Origin of the sequence: Brachyspira sp. (genome assembly GCF_050873525.1) — a bacterium.
Lineage (GTDB): Bacteria > Spirochaetota > Brachyspiria > Brachyspirales > Brachyspiraceae > Brachyspira.
Genome location: NZ_JBNMIZ010000023.1, coordinates 1 through 19,571, shown reverse-complemented (window position 1 = coordinate 19,571; position 19,571 = coordinate 1). Strand labels below are relative to the sequence as shown.

Sequence of the window (19,571 nt, the reverse complement as noted above, 5' to 3'; positions counted from 1 at the left end):
ATATAATATTCACAGTTTAATTAAAAGACTTATTTATTTTCATTTGGATTGCTTCAGCAGAGCTTCGCAATGACAAATTTTTTTTAACCGTCATTCGCTCTGCGTCCCACAGGGAACGAGGACGAAGTCCGCGACAAAGTCGGACAATGTCAAGTAATCCAAAATTAATAAAATTTGATTTTAAAGTTCCACTTCATTAATAGTTGATTGCTTCGACTTCGTCTCGCAATGACAGAATTATATCGTCATTCGTCAACAGCAATGACAAATTCTATTTAGCTCCAGCTTTTCTCAATACTTCTTTTATCTCTTCGGTTTTCGCCAAATCCAAAGCGGTTTCTCCATCGTTATTTTTAATATTAATATCCGCACCGTTTTCTACTAAATATTTAACTACTTCTAACCTCCAACTGAACGAAGCCAACATTAAAGCCGTTTCACCATTTTCATTTTTAGTGTCAATCTCTGCGCCGTTTTCTACTAAATATTTAACCGTTTCCAAATCTCCATTACGCGAAGCATCCATTAAAGCCGTTGAGCCATTTTTACTTTTAGCGTCAATCTCTGCGCCGTTTTCTATCAAATATTTAACAAATTCTAAATTTCTAGACAATGAAGCATACATTAAAGCCGTATTGCCATCTTCATCTTGAGCGTTAATCTTTGCGCCATGTTCTATTAAATATTTAACAATTTCTAACTCCTCTAACATTGAAGCCCGACTTAAAGCCGTTTCGCCATCTTCATTTTTAGCGTTAATATTTATTCGTCCTATTTCCACCAAATCCTTTACAGTTTCTAAATTCCCATATCCCGAAGCCTCTATTAAATCCCTCACTGCGTCTTTATCATCAGAGTTAACATTCTCTTCTTGTTCTGCCAATTCTACCAACAGTTTAGACTTATCAAAATTGCCGTCCATTGCAGCCTCAATTAACGCTTTTATCTCTTCGGTTTTCGCCAAATCCAAAGCGGTTTTTCCATCCTTATTTTTAATTCTAATATCCGCTCCTTTTCCTACCAAATATTTAATAATTTCTAAATATCCTTCCTTTGAAGCTTCCATTAAAGCCGTTTCACCCTTTTTATCTTTAGCGTTAATTTTCGCGCCGTTTTCTACCAAATATTTAACCACTTCTAACCGCTTTTCTCTCGAAGCATCTATTAAAGCCGTTTCACCATATTTATCTTTAGTGTTAATTTTCGCGCCGTTTTCTATCAAATATTTAACAATTGCCCAATGCCCAGAAAATGAAGCGCCCATTAAAGCCGTTGAGCCATATTTATTTTTAGCGTTAATTTTCGCTCTGTTTTCTATTAAATATTTAACAATTTCTAAATGCCCTGACGATGAAGCTCTCATTAAAGCCGTATCGCCACTATTATCTTTAGCGTTAACATTCGCTCCCTGCTCTACCAATAGTTTAACATTTTCAAAATAGCCGACCGTTGCAGAAAATAACATTAACTCTTCTCCATCGTTCAATTTTCCATCGGATTCTTGATAAACATTAACCGCAATAAATATAATAGCGACTAGCAAGATTACCGAGCTTACTATTAATCTCGTTTTCTGTTTCTGTATTCGCAAACGTTTCAAAATCGATAAAACCAAATCTAAAATATCTTTACTTTCCATAATTATTATCTCCTGTTATAAAAATTATTTATTATATTTAAGTTTTATGGAAACTTATTTTATAGAGTATAACATATTGGTTAAAAAAAGTCAAATAAAATTTCGTATTCTTATAAAAAAAAAAAAAAAAAAACAAGAAATTTACAAAAGTAATGGATTTATGAATAAAAAAGCTGATAACAAGTATAAACTACTACTCATTATTTAGTAAAGTTAATGAATTCTAATTTAGATTACATAGTCTTAAATAGCCTCGTTCCCTAGGCTAAAGCCCACAGAGTGTGGGACGCAGAGCAAATGATATCATTTGACTTTGTCATTGCGAGCTTTTGTAAGAAAGCGAAGCAATCCAAAATTAATAAAATTTGATTTTAAAATTTTACTTTGTTAAATAGCGGATTGCCACGCCTTACTTCGTTAGGCTCGCACACTCTGTGTGCCTCGCTTTGCGTGCCTTCGGCAACGGCAATGACAGAATTATTATATCGTCATTCGGCAACGGCAATGACAAATTATTATTTAGCTCCAGCTTTTCTCAATACTTCTTTTATCTCTTTAGTGCTTGCATAATTCAAAGCGGTTATTCCTCTACCATCTCTCATATTAACATCCGCTCGGTTTTCTATTAAAAGTTTTACTATCTCTAAACGTCCATTTATTGAAGCATATATTAAAGCTGTCTGTCCAGATATGTCAGTATTATTAACATTTGCTCCTTTTCTTATTAAAAGTCTTGCTATTTCTAAATATCCTTTTTCGTAAGCAGTCAAGATTAAAGCGGTTCTTCCATAATTATCTCTATTATTAACATCCGTTCCGCTATCTATTAAATATTTAGATATTTCTAAATGTCCAAGAGATAACACAAACATTAAAGCCGTCATACCATTTATATCTCTAATGTTAATATCCGCTCCCTTTTCTACCAAATATTTAGCCACTTCTAAATTTTCATGACTTGAAGCCCATATTAAAGCCGTCATACCTTCGGAATTTTGGGAGTTAAGATTAGCGCCGTTTCTTATTAAAATTTTAACTATTTCTAAATTACCATATTCTGAAGCCAACATTAAAGCGTTCCTTTCAATAATAATACCATTTTTTTCTACCTTAAAAAAAGTATCGTCAATTTTTATATTTCCTCTTGCCAATATGGAATTTAATTTATTAATATCGTTTTCCATTATAGCCGAAATTATTTTTTTAGTTGTATTATTTTGAATATTTAGATTATTTGGACTATTCCCCTCTTCCATACTTTTTGAAATACTTCCAGCTTTTTTCAATACTTCTCTTATCTCTTTAGTTATTGCATAATCCAAAGCGGTATTTCCACTACTATTTCTAATATTAACATCCGCTCCATTTTCTATTAAAAGTTTTACTATTTCTAAATGTCTGTTATATGAAGCATTCATTAAAGCTGTCCAGCCAGATGTAGTAGTATTATTAACATTTGCTCCTTTTTTTATTAAAAGTCTTGCTATTTCTAAATATCCTTTTTCACCAGCAGTCAAGTTTAAAGCGGTTTCTCCATTATTATCTCTAATATTAACATCCGTTCCGCTCTCTATTAAATATTTAGCTATTTCCAACTTTTCAGCCCGTAAAGCAAACATTAAAGCCGTGCTGTTACTTGTATCTACAGCGTTAATATCCGCTCCCTTTTCTACCAAACATTTAGCCACTTCAAAATTTCCAAACAATGAAGCCCATATTAAAGCCGTCATACCAACGGAATTTTGGGAGTTAAGATTAGCGCCGCTTTCCGCTAAATATTTAACTATATCTAAATGATGCCCTTTATTTAAAATCGCAGCCCATTTTAAAGCCGTATCTCCAGTTATATCTTTAAGATTAATATCCGCTCCCTTTTCTACTAAATATTTAACCACTTCAAAATGTCCAAACTGTGAAGCCCCCATTAAAGCGTTACTTTCAGTATCTGCTTTAGCGTTAATATCTGCTCCTCTTTCATGTAAAAATCTAACTATTTCTAAATATCCTCCAATCGAAGCCGACATTATAGGCGTCACACCATTATAACTTTTCATATTAATATCGGCGCCGTTTCTTATTAAAATTTTAACTATTTCTAACTTCCCATACTGGCAAGCCAACTCTAACGGCGTCTTTTTAATAATAAAACCGTTCATTCCTATATTAAAAGTGTCGTTAATTTTTATCTCTCCTTTTGCCAATATGGAATTTAATTGATTAATATCGTTTTCAATTATAACCAACATTATTTTTTCAGTTGTATTATTTTGAATATTTATATTATTTGGACTATTCCAATCTTCCATCCCTCTTGAAAAAGTTTCTAAAGTCCGAAAATTTTTTTCGCTATTTTCGCTATTAAAATTTATAGACTTTGAAAACATTCGTAAAAATAAACTAACCGCAAACATAATTATTCTTATCATTTTTTTCTCCTTGATTTTGTATAAAAATATTATATATAAATTATAAATTAAATTATTATTCTCTAGTTCCAGCTTTTATCAATTCTTCTTTTGTCCTTGTAGTTTTTGCATAATCCAAAGCGGTATTTCCTCTATCATCTCTCAAATGAATATCCGCTCCTTTTTCTAGCAAATATTTAGCCACTTCTAAATTTTCAAACGATGAAGCCCACATTAAAGCCGTCATACCTTCGGAATTTTTGTAGTTAACATTAGCTCCTCTTTCCACTAAACATTTAACCATATCTAAATATCCAGACTGCACAGCCCACATTAAAGCCGTATCTCCGCTTTTATCTTTGGCGTTAATATCCGCTCCCCTTTCCACCAAATATTTAACCACTTCAAAATGTCCATACTGTGAAGCCAACATTAAAGCGTTCTTTTCAGTATTTTCTTTGGCGTTAATATTAGCTCCTCTTTCATATAAAAATCGAACTATTTCTAAATTTCCTATAACCGAAGCCGATATTATAGGCGTCATATCATCATAGCTTTTTGTATTAGCATTAGCGCCGTTTCTCATTAAAATTTTAACTATTTCATAATTTCCGCACTGCGAAGCCAACTCTAAAGGCGTCTTTTTAATAGTAGAACCGTTCATTTCTACATTAAAAGTATCGTTAATTTTTAGCTCTCCTTTTGCCAATATGGAATTTAATTGATTAATATCGTTTACAATTATAACCGACATTATTTCTTCAGTTGGATTATTTTGACTGTTCGGATTATTTGGACTATCTTGACTATTTGGATTATTCCAGTCCTCCAACTTTTCTTCCAACTTTTCCTCCAGCTTGTCCTCCAACTCTCTTGAAAAAGTTTCTAATGTCCGCAAAATTTTTTCACTATTTTCGCTACTAATTTTTCCCGACTTTGAAAACGCCCGTAAAAATAAATTAGCCGCAAACATAATTATTCTTGTCATTTTTTTCTCCTCGATTTTGATATAAAATATTAATATTAAATTTATAAATTATATAAAGTTAATTATATAATATTCATAGTTTAATTAAAAGCATTATTTATTTTCATTTGGATTGCCACACCTTCGTCTCGCAATGACTATATTTTTCAACTGTCATTACGAGCGTTGCCAAAGGCACACGAAGTGAGCGAAGTAATCCAAAATTAATAAAATTTGATTTTAAAATTTCGCTCCATTAATAGTTGATTGCTTCGACTTCGTCTCGCACACTCTGTGTGCCTACGGCAATGACAGAATTATTATATCATCATTCGTCAACGGCAATGACAAAATAATGCATCGTCATTACGAGGTTTTGTAAGAAACCGAAGTAATCCAAATTTAATAAATTCTATTTAGCTCCAGCTTTTCTCAATACTTCTTTTATCTCTTCGTTTTTTGCAAAATCCAAAGCAGTTCTTCCATAATTATCTTTAATATTAACATCCGCTCCTTTTTCTATTAAAAGTTTTACTACTTCTAAATGCCCATTATATGAAGCCCGTATTAAAGCCACCGCTCCATCTTTAGAATTAACATCTGCTCCTTTTTTTATCAAATATTTAACAATTTCTAAATTACCTTCTTCTGAAGCCCGTATTAAAGCCACCGCTCCATATTTAGGATTAATATCCGAGCCTTTTCCTACCAAATATTTAACTATATCTAAATGCCCATCCTTTGAAGCTCGACTTAAAGCCGTATCGCCAGCTTCATCTTGAGCGTCAATCTCCGCACCGTTTTTTAATAAATATTTAACCACTTCTAAATTTCCAGACCCTGAAGCCTCAATCAAAGCTCTGCCGTTCCGTTCGCTTCCAGAATTAATATCCGCACCGTTTTCTATCAAATATTTAACAATTTCTAAATTCCCTTTTCTCGAAGCAAATTCCAAAGCTGTCCAGTCGTTATCAGCTCCAGCGTTGATTTCCGCTCCATTTTCAGCTAAATATTTAACTATTTCTAAATGTCCATTATATGAAGCCTCCATTAAAGCGGTTTCTCCATTATTATTTCTAATATTAACATCCGCTCCGTTTTCTATTAAATATTTAGCTACTTCTAAATCACCTTCTTTTGAAGCATTCAATAAAGCCGTCTCGCCGTGTTTATCTATAGCATTAGCATCCGCGCCGTTTTCTATTAAAAGTTTTATTATTTCTAAATTTCCGCCAATCGAAGCCGACATTATAGGCGTCATACCTTTATAATAGCTTTTTCTATTAATATCCGCTCCTTTTTCTATCAAATATTTAACCATTTCTAAATTTCCAGTCCTTGAAGACCGCATTAAAGCCGTCTCGTTATATTCATCATCAGTTTCAGAGTTGTTAATATCCGCGTCATTTTCTATTAAGTATTTAACAATTTCCCAATTTTCATCTTCTAAAACTAACTCTAATACCGTCGCGCCTCTATTTCCAATTGCCGAATTAACATGCGCTCCGTTTTCTATCAAATATTTAAACATTTCCCAATTTTCTTCTGACAAAGCTAAACCTAATACTTCAACGCCGAATTCACTACGGTTAGCATTAACATCCGCCCCGTTTTCCGTTAAATATTTGACTATTTCCCAATGCCCTCTTTCTGCGGCTATCCTTACTGCCGTATCGCTGTATTTACCTTCGGCATTAACATCCGCTCCATGTTCCACTAAATATTTAACTATATCTAAATGCCCTTCTCCAGAAGCTATCCTTAATGCCGTATCGCCGTATCCATCTTCAGCGTTAATATTCGCGCCGTTTTCTATTGCGAATTTAACCAATGGAAAATTGCCAGAATATGAACCGTATGTTAAAGGCATTATCTCGTATGTATCTTTATCAAATATTACTCCGTATATATTATCTTCCATTACCGCTTTAATAAAAGCAGCGTTAATATTATTAGCCGTTATTATATATTCTTGATTATCTACTTTTAATTTAAATGAATTATCACTTGACTTTATAGTTTCCGCATTTTTCAATACTTCTTTTACTATTCTATTTTTTGCCAAATCTAAAGCCGTGTTGCCAGATATATCTCTAATGTTAATATCCGCGCCGTTTTCTACCAAATATTTAACCGACTTTAAATTTCCAGACGATGAAGCCCACATTAAAGCAGTCATACCATGCGAATTTGTGGAGTTAACATCAGCGCCGTTTTCTATTAAAAGTTTTACTATTTTATAATTTCCATACTGCGAAGCCAACTCTAACGGCGTCATATCAATAACAGAGCCGTTTATTTTTACCATAAAAGCATCGTTAATATTTATATCTTCTTTTTCCAATATGGAATTTAATTGATTAATATCTTTTTTTATTATAGCCGACATTATTGGAATATCCGAACTTCCAGACTTTGAAAAACATGATACCGTAAGTAAAAATGAAATAGCCGTTAATATAATTTTGTTAGTAATTTTTATATTCATAATCAAGACTCCTTTAATAAAAAGAAATAAAATTTTATATAAAGTTATTATATAATATTCACAGTTTAATTAAAAGACTTATTTATTTTTATTTGGATTGCCTCGACTTATAAATAAATCTCTTCAAAAATAATCTATCGTCATTACGAGGACGAAGTCCGAAGTAATCCAATTAAAATAAAATTTTATTTAAAAGTTTCCCTTCATTAATAGTTGATTGCTTCGACTTCGTCTCGCAATGACAGAATTATTATATCATCATTCGGCAATGGCGAATGACAAATTTTTTTTTAACCGTATTTAATAAAATTTTATTTCACTACAATTTTACTCAATACAACATCTTATCTCTTCTGTTTCCGACATATTTAAAGCGGTATTTCAAAATATAGACTTAATTAATATAGCTATAATCAATATAATAAAGCATACCGTTATATTTACTTTTAACTTTGATTTTAGTCCCCGTTTTTGTAATAGTAAATTTATTATAATAAGGCATGCCGTTATATTTGCTTTTAGCCTTATTTTTAATTCCAGCTTTCTTAATAATAAATTTATTACCGCCATTATAATTAATGGAAAAATTATGATTCTATTTTTAATTAATCTGCCTAATGTAACAAGCCATAGTAATATTACCGTATTTGCTAGTAACTTTACTTGTAGTTCCCGTTTTCGTAATGATAAATTCATTCTTGCTATTACAATTAAGATTATAACATTGAATAGAATTGAGAATAAAATAACCAAAAATTTAGAATAAACTTCTAAAAGCGATATGTAGGAGGATTCTTCCAATATATTTATAAATGTAATTAATATGACTGATATAGTTATTATAGTAAGACATGCCGATATAAATATTACTTTATTTTTTGTTAATTTTATTTCTGGTTTATATATTTGTAATAACGGATTTATTATCTTTGCTATAATTATAATTAGAACTATAATTAAAAACGAAGTAAAAATCAACCTAATAAAGATAGGATATAGCAAAATGCCTGCAAATAAATATCCCCATCCTTCCATATTAGAACTCCTTTAAATAGAAATAAAATTTTATTTAGTTCCAGCTTTTATTAATACTTCTCTTATCTCTTCGGTTTTTGCAAAATCCAAAGCGGTTTTTCCATCGTTATTTTTAATCCTAATATTCGCACCGTTTTCTATTAAAAATTTGACTATTTTCAAATAACCTTCCACCGCGGCGCATATCAAAGCGGTTTCTCCATGTTCGTATTGAATATTAACATTCGCCCCATTCTCTATCAAATATTTAACAACTTCAAAATGTCCCCCGTCCGAAGCCAATATTAAAGCGCTCCAGCCGTTATTATCTTTCGCATTAATATACGCGCCGTTATTTACTAAAAGTTTGACTATATCCAAATATCCTTTCTTTGAAGCCAACATTAAAGCGGTATCGCCGTCTTTATCTTTAGCGTTAACATCCTCTCCTTTTTCTATTAAATATTTAACTCCTTCTAAATTTCTGCTGTATGAAAACTTTATTAAATCCGTTTCGCTTTTATAATTAATATCTTTCATTTTTAAATAGTTGACTATTTCCAAATTTCCTCTGTCCGAAGCATATTCCAAAGCAGTCCAGCCGTTATTATATTCTTTAGCATTGATGTCTGCCCCATTTTCTACCAAATATTTAACCACTTCTAAATTTCCAGACAATGAAGCCCACATTAAAGCCGTCATATCATTATAAGATTTAGCGTTAATATTTGCGCCATTTTCTACTAAATATTTGACTATTTCCAAATATCCTTTATCCGAAGCATATTCTAAAGCGGTTTTACCTTCGTTATTTTTAATATTAATATCCGCGCCGTTTTCTACTAAAAATTGAACTCTTTTCAAATATCCTTTATTCGAAGCGTCCATTAAAGCCGTCCAACCTTCTTTATCTGTCGCGTTAATATCCACTCCGTTTTCTAATAGTTTTAATCCTTCAATATTATCCTAAACCCTTATTAAAGCATAATAATCGCTATGTTTTTTTATCAGGTTTCGTTTTTGTGATATAAAATTTATTATCACTATTATAATTATGAGTGGAAGAACTATAAGAACTCCTAAATAAAGAATGATAAAAATGGCTGTATACAAAAACCCAATCGCCCAACCGCTTATTTGAGCAAATAACGAAGACGACAATATTAAAAATGTGGAAATTATTAATACAATTTTATTAGTAATTTTTCTATTCATAATCAAGACTCCTTTAATAAATAGAAATAAAATTTTATATGAATTTATTATATAATATTCACAGTTTAATTAAAAGACTTATTTATTTTTATTTGGATTGCTACGACTTCGTCTCGCAATGACGAAAAATACATTGTCATTACGAGCATTTGCAAAAATGCGAGACTAAAGTCCGCCGTTGGCGAGTAATCCAAATTTAATAAAATTCTATTTAGCTCCAGCTTTTCTCAATACTTCTTTTATCTCGTCAGTATCCGCCAAATCCAAAGCGGTTTTACCTTCGTTATTTTTAGCGTTAATATCCGCTCCATTTTCTATTAAATATTTAACTATTTCTAAATGGCTCAAGAACATATCTTCTGAGTATGAAGCTACCATTAAAGCCGTATAGCCGTCATTATTTTGAGCGTTAATATCTGCGCCGTTTTCTACTAAAATTTTAACTGTTTTTAAATTCCATTCTTCTGCTGAAGCCATTATTAAAGCCGTTGAACCACTTTTACTTTTAGCGTCAATCTCCGCTCCTTTTTCTATTAAATATTCAACTATTTCTAAATATCCATCTCCTCCAGCCCTCGTTCCAGGACTTGAAGCCCACATTAAAGCAGTTATGTCACCTTTAGTTTTAGCGTTAATATCCGCTCCGTTTTCTACTAAATATTTAACTATTTCTAAATGCCCCTCTGCTGAAGCCATTATTAAAGCAGTTTCGCCTCTTAAATCTTCATGAGCGTTAATATCCGCTCCTTTTTCCACCAAATATTTAACAATTTCTAAATTCCTTTCTTCTGCTGAAGCCATTATTAAAGCAGTTCCGCCATCTATATCAACTCCTTTTTCTATCAAATATTTAACAATTTCTAAATTCCCCACTATTGAAGCCAAACTTAAAGCAGTGTAGCCGTCTTTATCTTTAGAGTTAATATCAGCCCCTTTTTCTAATAAATATTTAACTACTTCTAACTGCCCCCACTTTGAAGCGCTAATTAAAGCAGTTTCGCCATTTTCATTTTTAGCGTTAATATTTACTCGTTTTATTTCCACCAAATCCTTTACGGTTTCTAAATTCCCATTTTCCGAAGCCTGCATTAAATCCGTCACTCCGTCTTTATCATTAGAGTTAACATTATCTTCTTGTTCTACCAATTCTACCAATAGTTTAGCCTCTTCAAAATTGTCATTTGTTGCCGTTTCTATTAATTCTTTTCCAGAATTTCCCGAACAATTTATTACTCCTAAAATTATAATAGCCGTTAAAATTAGTTTTTTTATCATTGTTTTTCTCCTCAATTTTGATATAAAAATATTATTTATTTAATTATAAATCAAATTATTATTCCGTAGCTCCAGCTTTTCTCAATACTTCTTTTATCTCTTCGGTTTTTGCCAAATCTAAAGCAGTTTTGCCATCGTTATTTTTAATATTAATATCTGCGCCGTTTTCTACTAAAAATTGAACTCTTTTCAAATATCCTTTATTTGAAGCGTCCATTAAAGCCGTCCAACCTTCTTTATCTGTTGCGTTAATATCCACTCCGTTTTCTAATAGTTTTAATCCTTCAATATTATTCGAAACCCTTATTAAAGCATAATAATCGTTACGCTTTTTTATATCGTCTTTTTTTATTAACAATACTATTATAATTATAGTTTCAATTATAATTAGAATTACGGTTGCATAAGCGGGAGTAAAAAGCCATAGAACCGACATTATTATGTTTGCCGTTAATCTCGTTTTCAGGTTTCGTTTTCGTAATATAAAATTTATTATCGCTATTATAATTATGAATGGAATAACTGTTAAAAATCCATAAGCCAAAATGCCACCAAAGAAGACAAGCAACCACCCATGCGCCCAATTTGCAAATAACGAAGACGATAATATTAAAAATGCGGAAATTATTAATATTATTTTGTTAGTAATTTTTCTATTCATAATCAAGACTCCTTTAATAAATAGAAATAAAATGTTATATGAATTTATTATATAATATTCACAGTTTAATTAAAAGACTTATTTGTAATCGTCATTCGCTCTGCGTCCCACAGGGAACGAGCATTTGCAAAAATGCGAGACTAAAGTCCGCCGTTGGCGAGTAATCCAAAATTAATAGAATTCCATTTTCAAAATTTAACTATATTAATAGTAGATTGCCACGCCTTACTTCGTTAGGCTCGCAATGACAGAATTATTATATCATCATTCGGCAACGGCAATGACGAATTCTATTTAGCTCCAGCTTTTCTCAATACTTCTCTTATCTCTTCGGTTTCTGCCAAATCCAAAGCGGTTTTACCTTCGTTATTTTTAATATTAACATCCGCTCCTTTTTCTATCAAATATTTAACTATTTCTAACTCCCCTACCGATGAAACAACCATTAAAGCCGTTGAGCCACTTTTAGCTTTGGCGTTAATATCCACGCCGTTTTCTAATAAATATTGAACTACTTCTACTCCCGAAGCCCACATTAAAGCGTCACTTTTAGCTTTAGCGTCAATATTAGCACCGTTTTCTACTAAATATTTAACTACTTCTAACTTCCCTCCGAACGAAGCCTTTGTTAAAGCCGTTTCGCCATTTTCATTTTTAGTGTCAATCTCCGCTCCGTTTTCTACTAAATATTTAACCGTTTCCAAATCTCCATTACGCGAAGCCAACATTAAAGCCGTATTTCCATATTTATTTTCAACTTCAATATCCGCGCCGTTTTCTATCAAATATTTAACAATTTCTAAATCCCCTTCCTCTGAAGCCTCCATTAAAGCCGTATTGCCATATTTATCTTGAGCGTTAATCTTTGCGCCATGTTCTATTAAATATTTAACAATTTCTAAATCCTCTCCTACTCTTGAAGCCCACATTAAAGCCGTTTCGCCATTTTCATCTTGAGCGTTAATATTAGCGCCGTTTTCCACCAAATCCTTTAGGGTTTCTAAATTCCACGAAGCCCGTATTAAATCCCTTACTGCGTCTTTATCATTAGAGTTAACATTCTCTTCTTGTTCTGCCAATTCTACCAATAGTTTAGACTTATCAAAATTGCCGTCCATCGCAGCCTCTATTAACGCTTTTATCTCTTCGCTTTTTGCATAATCCAAAGCGGTTTTTCCATGTTTATTTTTAATCCTAATATCCGCTCCTTTTCCTATCAAATATTTAGCCACTTCAAAATTTCCCCACAATGAAGCCTCTATTAAAGCCGTGTAGCCACTTTTACTTTTAGCGTTAATTTTCGCTCCGTTATCTACTAAAAGTTTAACTATATCAAAATATCCTTTTTCTCCTGAAGCATCCATTAAAGCCGTTGAACCATATTTATCTTTAGCGTTAACATTCGCGCCGTTTTCTATCAAATATTTAACAATTGCTAAATGTCTGTAAGACGAAGCCCGCATTAAAGCCGTTTTGCCGTCTTTATCTTTAGCGTTAATCTTTGCGCCATGTTCTATTAAATATTTAACTATTTCTAAATGTCCATTATATGAAGCCAATATTAAAGCCGTGTAGCCGCCTTTATTTTTAGCGTTAATTTTCGCTCTGTTTTCTATTAAATATTTAACTATTTCTAAATTCCCTTCATCTGAAGCCGACATTAAAGCGGTAAAACCGAATGCATCTTTAACGTTAACATTCATTCCCTGCTCTACCAATAGTTTAACATTTTCAAGATTGTCGCTCCTTGCAGCCCTTATTAACATTTCTGCCTCGATACTGCTGTTATTGATTGAGGAATTCATTAATAACCACAATTTTACTTCGGGATCTTGATAAAGATTAACCGCAAAAAATATAATAATACCTAGTAGCAATATTACCGCGCTTACTATTAATCTCGTTTTCCGTTTCTGTATTCGCAAACGTTTCAAAATCGATAAAACCAAATCTAAAATATCTTTACTTTCCATAATTATTAACTCCTGTTATAAAAATTATTTATTATATTTAAGTTTTATGGAAACTTATTTTATAGAGTATAACACATTGATAAAAAAGTCAAATAAAATTTCGTATTCTTATACAAAAAAAAAAAAAAAATAAGAAATTTACAAAAATTGAGCTATATTTTTACACCTTCGTATTATCATTAGACGATAATGACAATACGCAAATAGCAATTATACTTCCAATATCAAAAATTATGATACTGCAAAAAACTAATCCAACTAATATAATACTTCCCGCGCTTGCTAAACCGCTTCCATTTTGCATAAGTATTGAAACCGAAATAATTAAAAATCCTAAGGCAATGCAAATCGTTACAAGCATTATGATAGCGGATGTCATGCTTTTATTACCGACTTTAAGCGTTGAAATATATTTTATAATAAAAATTATTAGCAATATAAACGGCGATATTAATAATATTAAACAAGCGATGCCTATTAAAAAAGTCCAAGAATTAAGTTCCATTTTTAACTCTTCTTTTTATAATTAAAAAATATTTTATGAAACAGTATAATTAAAATATTATAAATAAATAAAACCGAATAAAATATCGTCATTATAAATATAAATCGCTCGAATGTTCGCTCGCCGTTTCGTAAACTAAAATAAACATAAGAAAAAATTATTAAATAGCCGTAAAAAGGATAGAATAATTTATAGGCAAGTCCGTAATTAAAAGTCAAAACCGCAAAACCTAAAGAAAAACCGAACAGAGTCGCTTTTGGAATTAACGGAATAATCGCTTCGTATCTTTCGGTAAATTGAATCAATATTATCTGTTTTGCAAATATTATTAAAAACGCCGACAAACATAAAGACGCAAACAAATATAATATAATCGAATAATATAAAACTTTTCGCTCTTTATCTTTATTTTTATTTTTCATTGAAATCAATATATAAGAAAACATTACCGCCGCTATCGGAGTTCCTATATAGAAAAACATTTTTATTATCAAAGCCATTGTGGAATAATATCCCGCGCTCGTTTTGTCTAAATATCTGTTTGCCATGAGAACATCGTTTAACGAAATCCAGTTAAATATAAAATTAATTATAACGACATTTATTATATAATTTTTAAAATCGGACAAATCTTTAAGCGAAAAATGTTTATTAATATTTTTTATTTTAGTATAATACGGAATATTTTTTTTCTTAAGTTCAAAAATATGAATAAAAAAATAAATAATGCAAAATGCCAAAAGAGAAGAAACCGCTTTTTCTAAAGTTAGTCCCGTTATTATAAAAATCGCAAGCAAAATTATTTTCCCAATCAATGTAGCTATAAAAGACGAAAGATAATCAAGCCCGATATAATTATTAATCTTCAAAATCGACTGCGACACTATAGTAAAAACGCTTATAAATATCGCTATAGAAATTATAAAAAGCGCTTTATAATTTTTTATATTGAATAAAATATCGATTAAAGGAATTGAAAAAACAAAAACTACAAATATTATAATCGCTATAAAATATCCGTAAGCCCAATATCTTTTAGCGTCTTCTTCGTTTTCGTAATTATGCATTATATAATAACTGAAACTCGAAACCGTCAAAATTATTATAGAATAAATATTTATTATTCCGTTATAATATGCAAAATCGGATATTGACAAACTTCTATTTACATAAATCGAAGAGATATAATTTAAAACGCTCGTGCAACCGTTGATTAATACTAAAATTGCGTAATTTATATAATAATTATAATTTTTATATAATTCTTTTATTTTATTCATATAAAAACTAAAAATTTAAAATTATCTTCTTCTGAAAAACCATATAAGAATTCCCAAAATTCCAAATAAACAAGGAAGTCCAATTTGAGCGACATATCTTATAAAATTAGTTTGAGTCGTAGTCAAAGTGAGATTTCTAACGCTCGCTTCTTTAGGTCTTATCGTTATTTTCTGTCTCGCTTCCAAAAGATAAGCAACGGTATTCATGAACAAATCTTTATTTCCAGCAAACGCTATATCAACCGATTGTCCTTGCTCGGGATTTATATATGCGTTTAATGCAAAAGTAGAATCTCCAAAAACAACAATTCTCGCGGGATTTTCTCTCCCTTCAATTTCGTAAGTTCCGCTTATTCCCAAAGGCACTGGTCCCGCGATATCGGTTTGAGGATTGAATCTCGCTCTCGATAAATCGAAAGTCGCTTCTCTCTTTGCATATCCTTGCGGAGTCGTGGTTATAATATTTTCAAAAACTCCGTTATATTTATTTTCTCCCGCTCGAACGCTTCTTGCCACAACCAGACATGCAAAAACATTTCCTTCTTTTAAGGTTTGAGTTATAGGATGAGCCGTATATTGAGGAACGATATTAACGGGAATAACAACGCTCGAAGAAACATCTATTATATAATCGTTTCTTGTATAAAATCCCCATTCCTGCAAAAATAATTCCAAATTGCTATTGAAACCGCTTCTATCCATAAAACTATCGTATAAAATTAGCAGTTTTCCGCCCGTTTTCACATAATTATTTAATTTTTCTATTTCAAAATTGGAAAATTTTTCTATCGGTGATGCGATAATCAAAAGAGACGCGTCTGTCGGAATATTTTCAAGAATCATATTTAATTCTCTCACTCTATAATTTTCATTTTCCAAATAAGTTTTTACGAAAGAAAGTCCCTCGCCGCCTCTGTCTTGCAATTGTCTCTCGCCATGCCCAACTGTAAAATATACAACGAAAGATTCCTGTTCCAGTAAAGTATAAACCGCTTGAGTAAATTTTTCTTCCCCGACAAATAAAGGTTCTGAAGTCGCTTTTGACTGCGAAGTTAAATCTTTTCTATAAACTCTAACTTGTTTATTTTGTCCGTAAGTAAAAACTATCTCGCCAACTTGAGTCATTTGATATTTGCTTTTTGCCGAAGGTTTTTCGATTGGATTTATATATTCCACATTTATATATCTGCTTATTCTTTTATACTGTTCCAATAATAAATCGGCTCTCCAATCGGAAGAAGTCGGGTCCGAACTCGGCGAACGCAAAACTACTATCGAAAGCGGACTGTCGATTCTCGATAATACATCCATCGTCTGCTGCGAAACCGTATAAGATTTATTTTTAGTCAAATCGAATCTTAAAGGAAAATTAACGCTTATTATATACAAGCCAATTAATATCGCAAGTATTATAATCAAAGACAATATTCCGAAAAAAGCCTTATGAACGAAACGCATTTTAACAAGCGACATGATATTTTTTCTATCGTATATTATAGTCGAAACCGTAATTATTACCGATATTGAAAGGACAATCCAAAATATCGCTGTCGGTCTTTGAGTAACCGCGTAAAAAAATATCCATGCGAAAAATAATAATAACCAAGAGGCTATCATAATAATTTTTAAATCAAATTTTTTATTAGACATTGTAATATTCCGTTTTTATTTTTGATTTTTAATTATAGTTTAATTTAATATAAATTTCAATACAAAAAAGACGACACATTTAATGCATCGTCTTTATATTGAGGTTTATTTTAATTTAATTAGTTAACTCTGTAAACTCTCGTATAATTATAACTTTGAGGGTTTAATCCGCCAATCTTATTAGGAAGTTTATCTTTATAATCTTCTGGTTTTACGATATTTGAAACATCCAAATCTTTGACGGAATTATTAAAGATATTCGCAATGACTGTATTTTTCGTCATTACGAGGGCTTTAGCCCGAAGTAATCTAATTAAAATAAAATTTGATTTTAAAATTAATCTTATAAATAGTGGATTGCTTCGCTTCGTTTCACTCGCTCGCAATGACGGATAAAAATTTTGTCATTACGAGCATTTGCCGCCGTAGGCGTGCCTTTGGCAAAATGCGAAGTAATCTATAAAAAGAAATTTTATTATGTTTGGATTGCTTCGGCAGAGCCTCGCAATGACAAGTAAAAATAACACTCGCAATGACGGAATTATTAAAAATGTTTGCAATTACAATATTTTTGACAATATAAAAAACAACCCCACGCTTTCGCATGAGGTTTCAAAAATTATATTATATAAAAGGAATGTATCCCTTTTCAAAGAGAAAAAAATGAAAAATATTTAACATTTAAACATAATTGCTATTTAAATAAATCATTGCGAGTTTTTAATAAATAACAACGGACGAAGTTTTTTTTAACCTCGCCCGTGCTAAAGTGTGTAAAAATTATATTTTAATGTTTGAGGTTGTTTAATTTATTTTTTTCCCGTTAAATAAGGCTGTTACATCAGGATGCACACATGTTCCAATTAAAGTTTCACTAGCGTAATCATAAATAATTGTGTATTTTTCTTCACCGTTAACATATTCGCCTTCAAGTTTAATAGGGTTTCCGTCTTTTTTTGTTTGTTTCCATTTTTCAATAAAAGCGCCACACCGATATGTATCAGCTGGGGTGACGCCGTCTTTAAGCCAACTTCCTTCTATTTTAGTTGTTTTAGTTGTTTCATAATAAGAAACTTCTGTTTCAAAATTATATCCACTAAATCCAGACGAAGCAAGTTTATCATCTTTATATCTTCCTTTTAAACCTTCAGGAAAATCTTTTGCGTCAATAGTTACAGTAGTTTCAGTGGTTTCAGTTTCACCGCCTCCCGTTTTGTCTTCATTACTGCAACTCACGGCAAGTAATAGCATTAACGATAACACTAAAATAAAAATTGTTTTGATATTTCTCATTTGAATATTCTCCTTTATATTTTAATGTTTAATACTTTTCACTTTTAGTTGACAATGTTTTTTCGATTCCGTCCATAGTAACTTTGCATGTTATACTCAAAGTTTTAGTTTCGTAATCATAAATAACTTCAGTAAAGGTAGGCGTCTCATATTTACCGTTTCCTATTATTTTATAAGGTTCGATTTCAACGGCTTCAGTTTTAGTAATTTTTCCGTCTTTGGTTGTTTTCTTCCATTTTGAAACATTAAACTTTGCATTACGACTTTCATTACTGTCATGTAAAATCAAATCTCCGTATATTTTGGTTTTTCCATCTATAGTAGAAACTTCAGGCTCCATGTAACTTCCTCCAAACCCAGGCTCCCATCGTCTAGCATCTGACTTATATTTTCCTTCAGGCGGAGGAAAATATCCTTCTTCAGTAGTTTCAGTTTCGCTTGGAGTTGGAGGAGTTTCCGTTCCACCGCCGCCTTCTCCAGAGCCTCCTGTTCCTGTTCCGCTTCCGCTATCGCCTCCCGTTCCTGTTCCGCTTCCGCTATCGCCTCCCGTTCCTGTTCCAGAGCCGCCGCCTGTTTCCGTTCCAGAGCCACCAGTTCCACTTCCTCCAGTTTCGCTTCCACTTCCAGAACCGCCCGTTTCCGTTTCACTACTGCCACCAGAACCGCTATCGCCCTTGATTTCCGTATCGTTTTCAGGCGGATTGTTTGGGACTCCCGTTTTGTCGTCATTACTGCAACTTACGGCAAATAATAGTATTAACGATAATACTAAAGTAAAAATTTTTGTGATATTCCTCATTTGAATATCCTCCTTGTTTGAAATTTTTTTATAACTAAACGGAGATTTTTAATTTTCTCCGATAAGCTATCGAAAGTAATTGAAGTTAAAAAAGATTTAACTAAATTTATATTGCTTCGTTCCACTCGCGATGACGGACTTTCCGAATACTGCGAAAATGTTTTTACTAACGAATTATGAATTCTAAACGAAGTTGTTTTTGCTTCTTTTTGACAAAAAGAAGTAGTTTTTTGGTTCTTTTTTTCTACAAAAAAAGAACAAGAATTTTGATTTTTTGCAAAATGAATAAATGCACTTAAAAAATTAATTGAACTTAAAAAAGATTGAATAAATAAAAACTTGTATTTAAAAGAATTAAAAAAGTTTAAACTACTTTGTTCGCGGTTCGCGGTTCGCGGTTCGCGGTT

General features: G+C 31.7%; 16 protein-coding genes. 1 reads left to right on the top strand and 15 read right to left on the bottom strand.

The window, feature by feature from the left end:
• Positions 1-271 precede the first annotated feature (271 nt).
• The 10 genes from ACR0QS_RS03140 to ACR0QS_RS03095 all read right to left on the bottom strand — a co-directional run bounded on the left by ACR0QS_RS03140 (position 272) and on the right by ACR0QS_RS03095 (position 13,637).
• On the bottom strand, positions 272-1,639 hold the full coding sequence (locus ACR0QS_RS03140) for an ankyrin repeat domain-containing protein (protein ID WP_432631997.1): 1,368 nt from the start codon (positions 1,637-1,639) through the stop codon (positions 272-274).
• Between the two features lie 515 nt (positions 1,640-2,154).
• Positions 2,155-4,065 (bottom strand): ankyrin repeat domain-containing protein, encoded by a 1,911-nt coding sequence (locus ACR0QS_RS03135; protein WP_432631996.1) that lies wholly within the window; start codon positions 4,063-4,065, stop codon positions 2,155-2,157.
• 55 nt (positions 4,066-4,120) lie between these two features.
• Complete coding sequence (locus ACR0QS_RS03130) at positions 4,121-5,032, bottom strand: ankyrin repeat domain-containing protein (RefSeq protein WP_432631995.1); 912 nt, start codon at positions 5,030-5,032, stop codon at positions 4,121-4,123.
• A 391-nt stretch (positions 5,033-5,423) separates the two neighbouring features.
• Positions 5,424-7,499, bottom strand: coding sequence for an ankyrin repeat domain-containing protein (locus ACR0QS_RS03125; protein ID WP_432631994.1), 2,076 nt, complete (start codon positions 7,497-7,499; stop codon positions 5,424-5,426).
• A gap of 381 nt (positions 7,500-7,880) precedes the next feature.
• Positions 7,881-8,534, bottom strand: a complete 654-nt coding sequence (locus ACR0QS_RS03120) for a hypothetical protein (protein WP_432631993.1) — start codon at positions 8,532-8,534, stop codon at positions 7,881-7,883.
• Between the two features lie 30 nt (positions 8,535-8,564).
• On the bottom strand, positions 8,565-9,473 hold the full coding sequence (locus ACR0QS_RS03115; RefSeq protein WP_432631998.1) for an ankyrin repeat domain-containing protein: 909 nt from the start codon (positions 9,471-9,473) through the stop codon (positions 8,565-8,567).
• A gap of 6 nt (positions 9,474-9,479) precedes the next feature.
• On the bottom strand, positions 9,480-9,728 hold the full coding sequence (locus ACR0QS_RS03110) for a hypothetical protein (RefSeq protein WP_432631992.1): 249 nt from the start codon (positions 9,726-9,728) through the stop codon (positions 9,480-9,482).
• A 207-nt stretch (positions 9,729-9,935) separates the two neighbouring features.
• Positions 9,936-11,003 (bottom strand): ankyrin repeat domain-containing protein, encoded by a 1,068-nt coding sequence (locus tag ACR0QS_RS03105; protein ID WP_432631991.1) that lies wholly within the window; start codon positions 11,001-11,003, stop codon positions 9,936-9,938.
• Between the two features lie 58 nt (positions 11,004-11,061).
• A complete protein-coding gene (locus ACR0QS_RS03100; RefSeq protein WP_432631990.1) occupies positions 11,062-11,664 on the bottom strand; it encodes an ankyrin repeat domain-containing protein in 603 nt (200 codons plus the stop codon).
• Positions 11,665-11,954: 290 nt separating this feature from the next.
• Positions 11,955-13,637, bottom strand: coding sequence for an ankyrin repeat domain-containing protein (locus ACR0QS_RS03095; protein ID WP_432631989.1), 1,683 nt, complete (start codon positions 13,635-13,637; stop codon positions 11,955-11,957).
• Between the two features lie 233 nt (positions 13,638-13,870).
• Between ACR0QS_RS03095 and ACR0QS_RS03090 the strand changes: the two genes are divergently transcribed.
• Positions 13,871-14,167 (top strand): hypothetical protein, encoded by a 297-nt coding sequence (locus tag ACR0QS_RS03090; protein ID WP_432631988.1) that lies wholly within the window; start codon positions 13,871-13,873, stop codon positions 14,165-14,167.
• Here the strand turns inward: ACR0QS_RS03090 and ACR0QS_RS03085 are convergent.
• The 5 genes from ACR0QS_RS03085 to ACR0QS_RS03065 form a co-directional block, all read right to left on the bottom strand.
• Positions 14,145-15,422, bottom strand: coding sequence for an oligosaccharide flippase family protein (locus tag ACR0QS_RS03085; protein WP_432631987.1), 1,278 nt, complete (start codon positions 15,420-15,422; stop codon positions 14,145-14,147). The genes ACR0QS_RS03090 and ACR0QS_RS03085 overlap by 23 nt on opposite strands.
• A gap of 21 nt (positions 15,423-15,443) precedes the next feature.
• Positions 15,444-17,072: a GldG family protein gene (locus tag ACR0QS_RS03080; RefSeq protein WP_432631986.1), complete on the bottom strand. Its 1,629-nt coding sequence runs from the start codon at positions 17,070-17,072 to the stop codon at positions 15,444-15,446.
• A gap of 119 nt (positions 17,073-17,191) precedes the next feature.
• Positions 17,192-17,356, bottom strand: a complete 165-nt coding sequence (locus tag ACR0QS_RS03075) for a hypothetical protein (protein ID WP_432631985.1) — start codon at positions 17,354-17,356, stop codon at positions 17,192-17,194.
• A gap of 520 nt (positions 17,357-17,876) precedes the next feature.
• Positions 17,877-18,365, bottom strand: coding sequence for a hypothetical protein (locus ACR0QS_RS03070; protein ID WP_432631984.1), 489 nt, complete (start codon positions 18,363-18,365; stop codon positions 17,877-17,879).
• 28 nt (positions 18,366-18,393) lie between these two features.
• Positions 18,394-19,164: a hypothetical protein gene (locus ACR0QS_RS03065; protein WP_432631983.1), complete on the bottom strand. Its 771-nt coding sequence runs from the start codon at positions 19,162-19,164 to the stop codon at positions 18,394-18,396.
• Between the last annotated feature and the right edge of the window lie 407 nt (positions 19,165-19,571).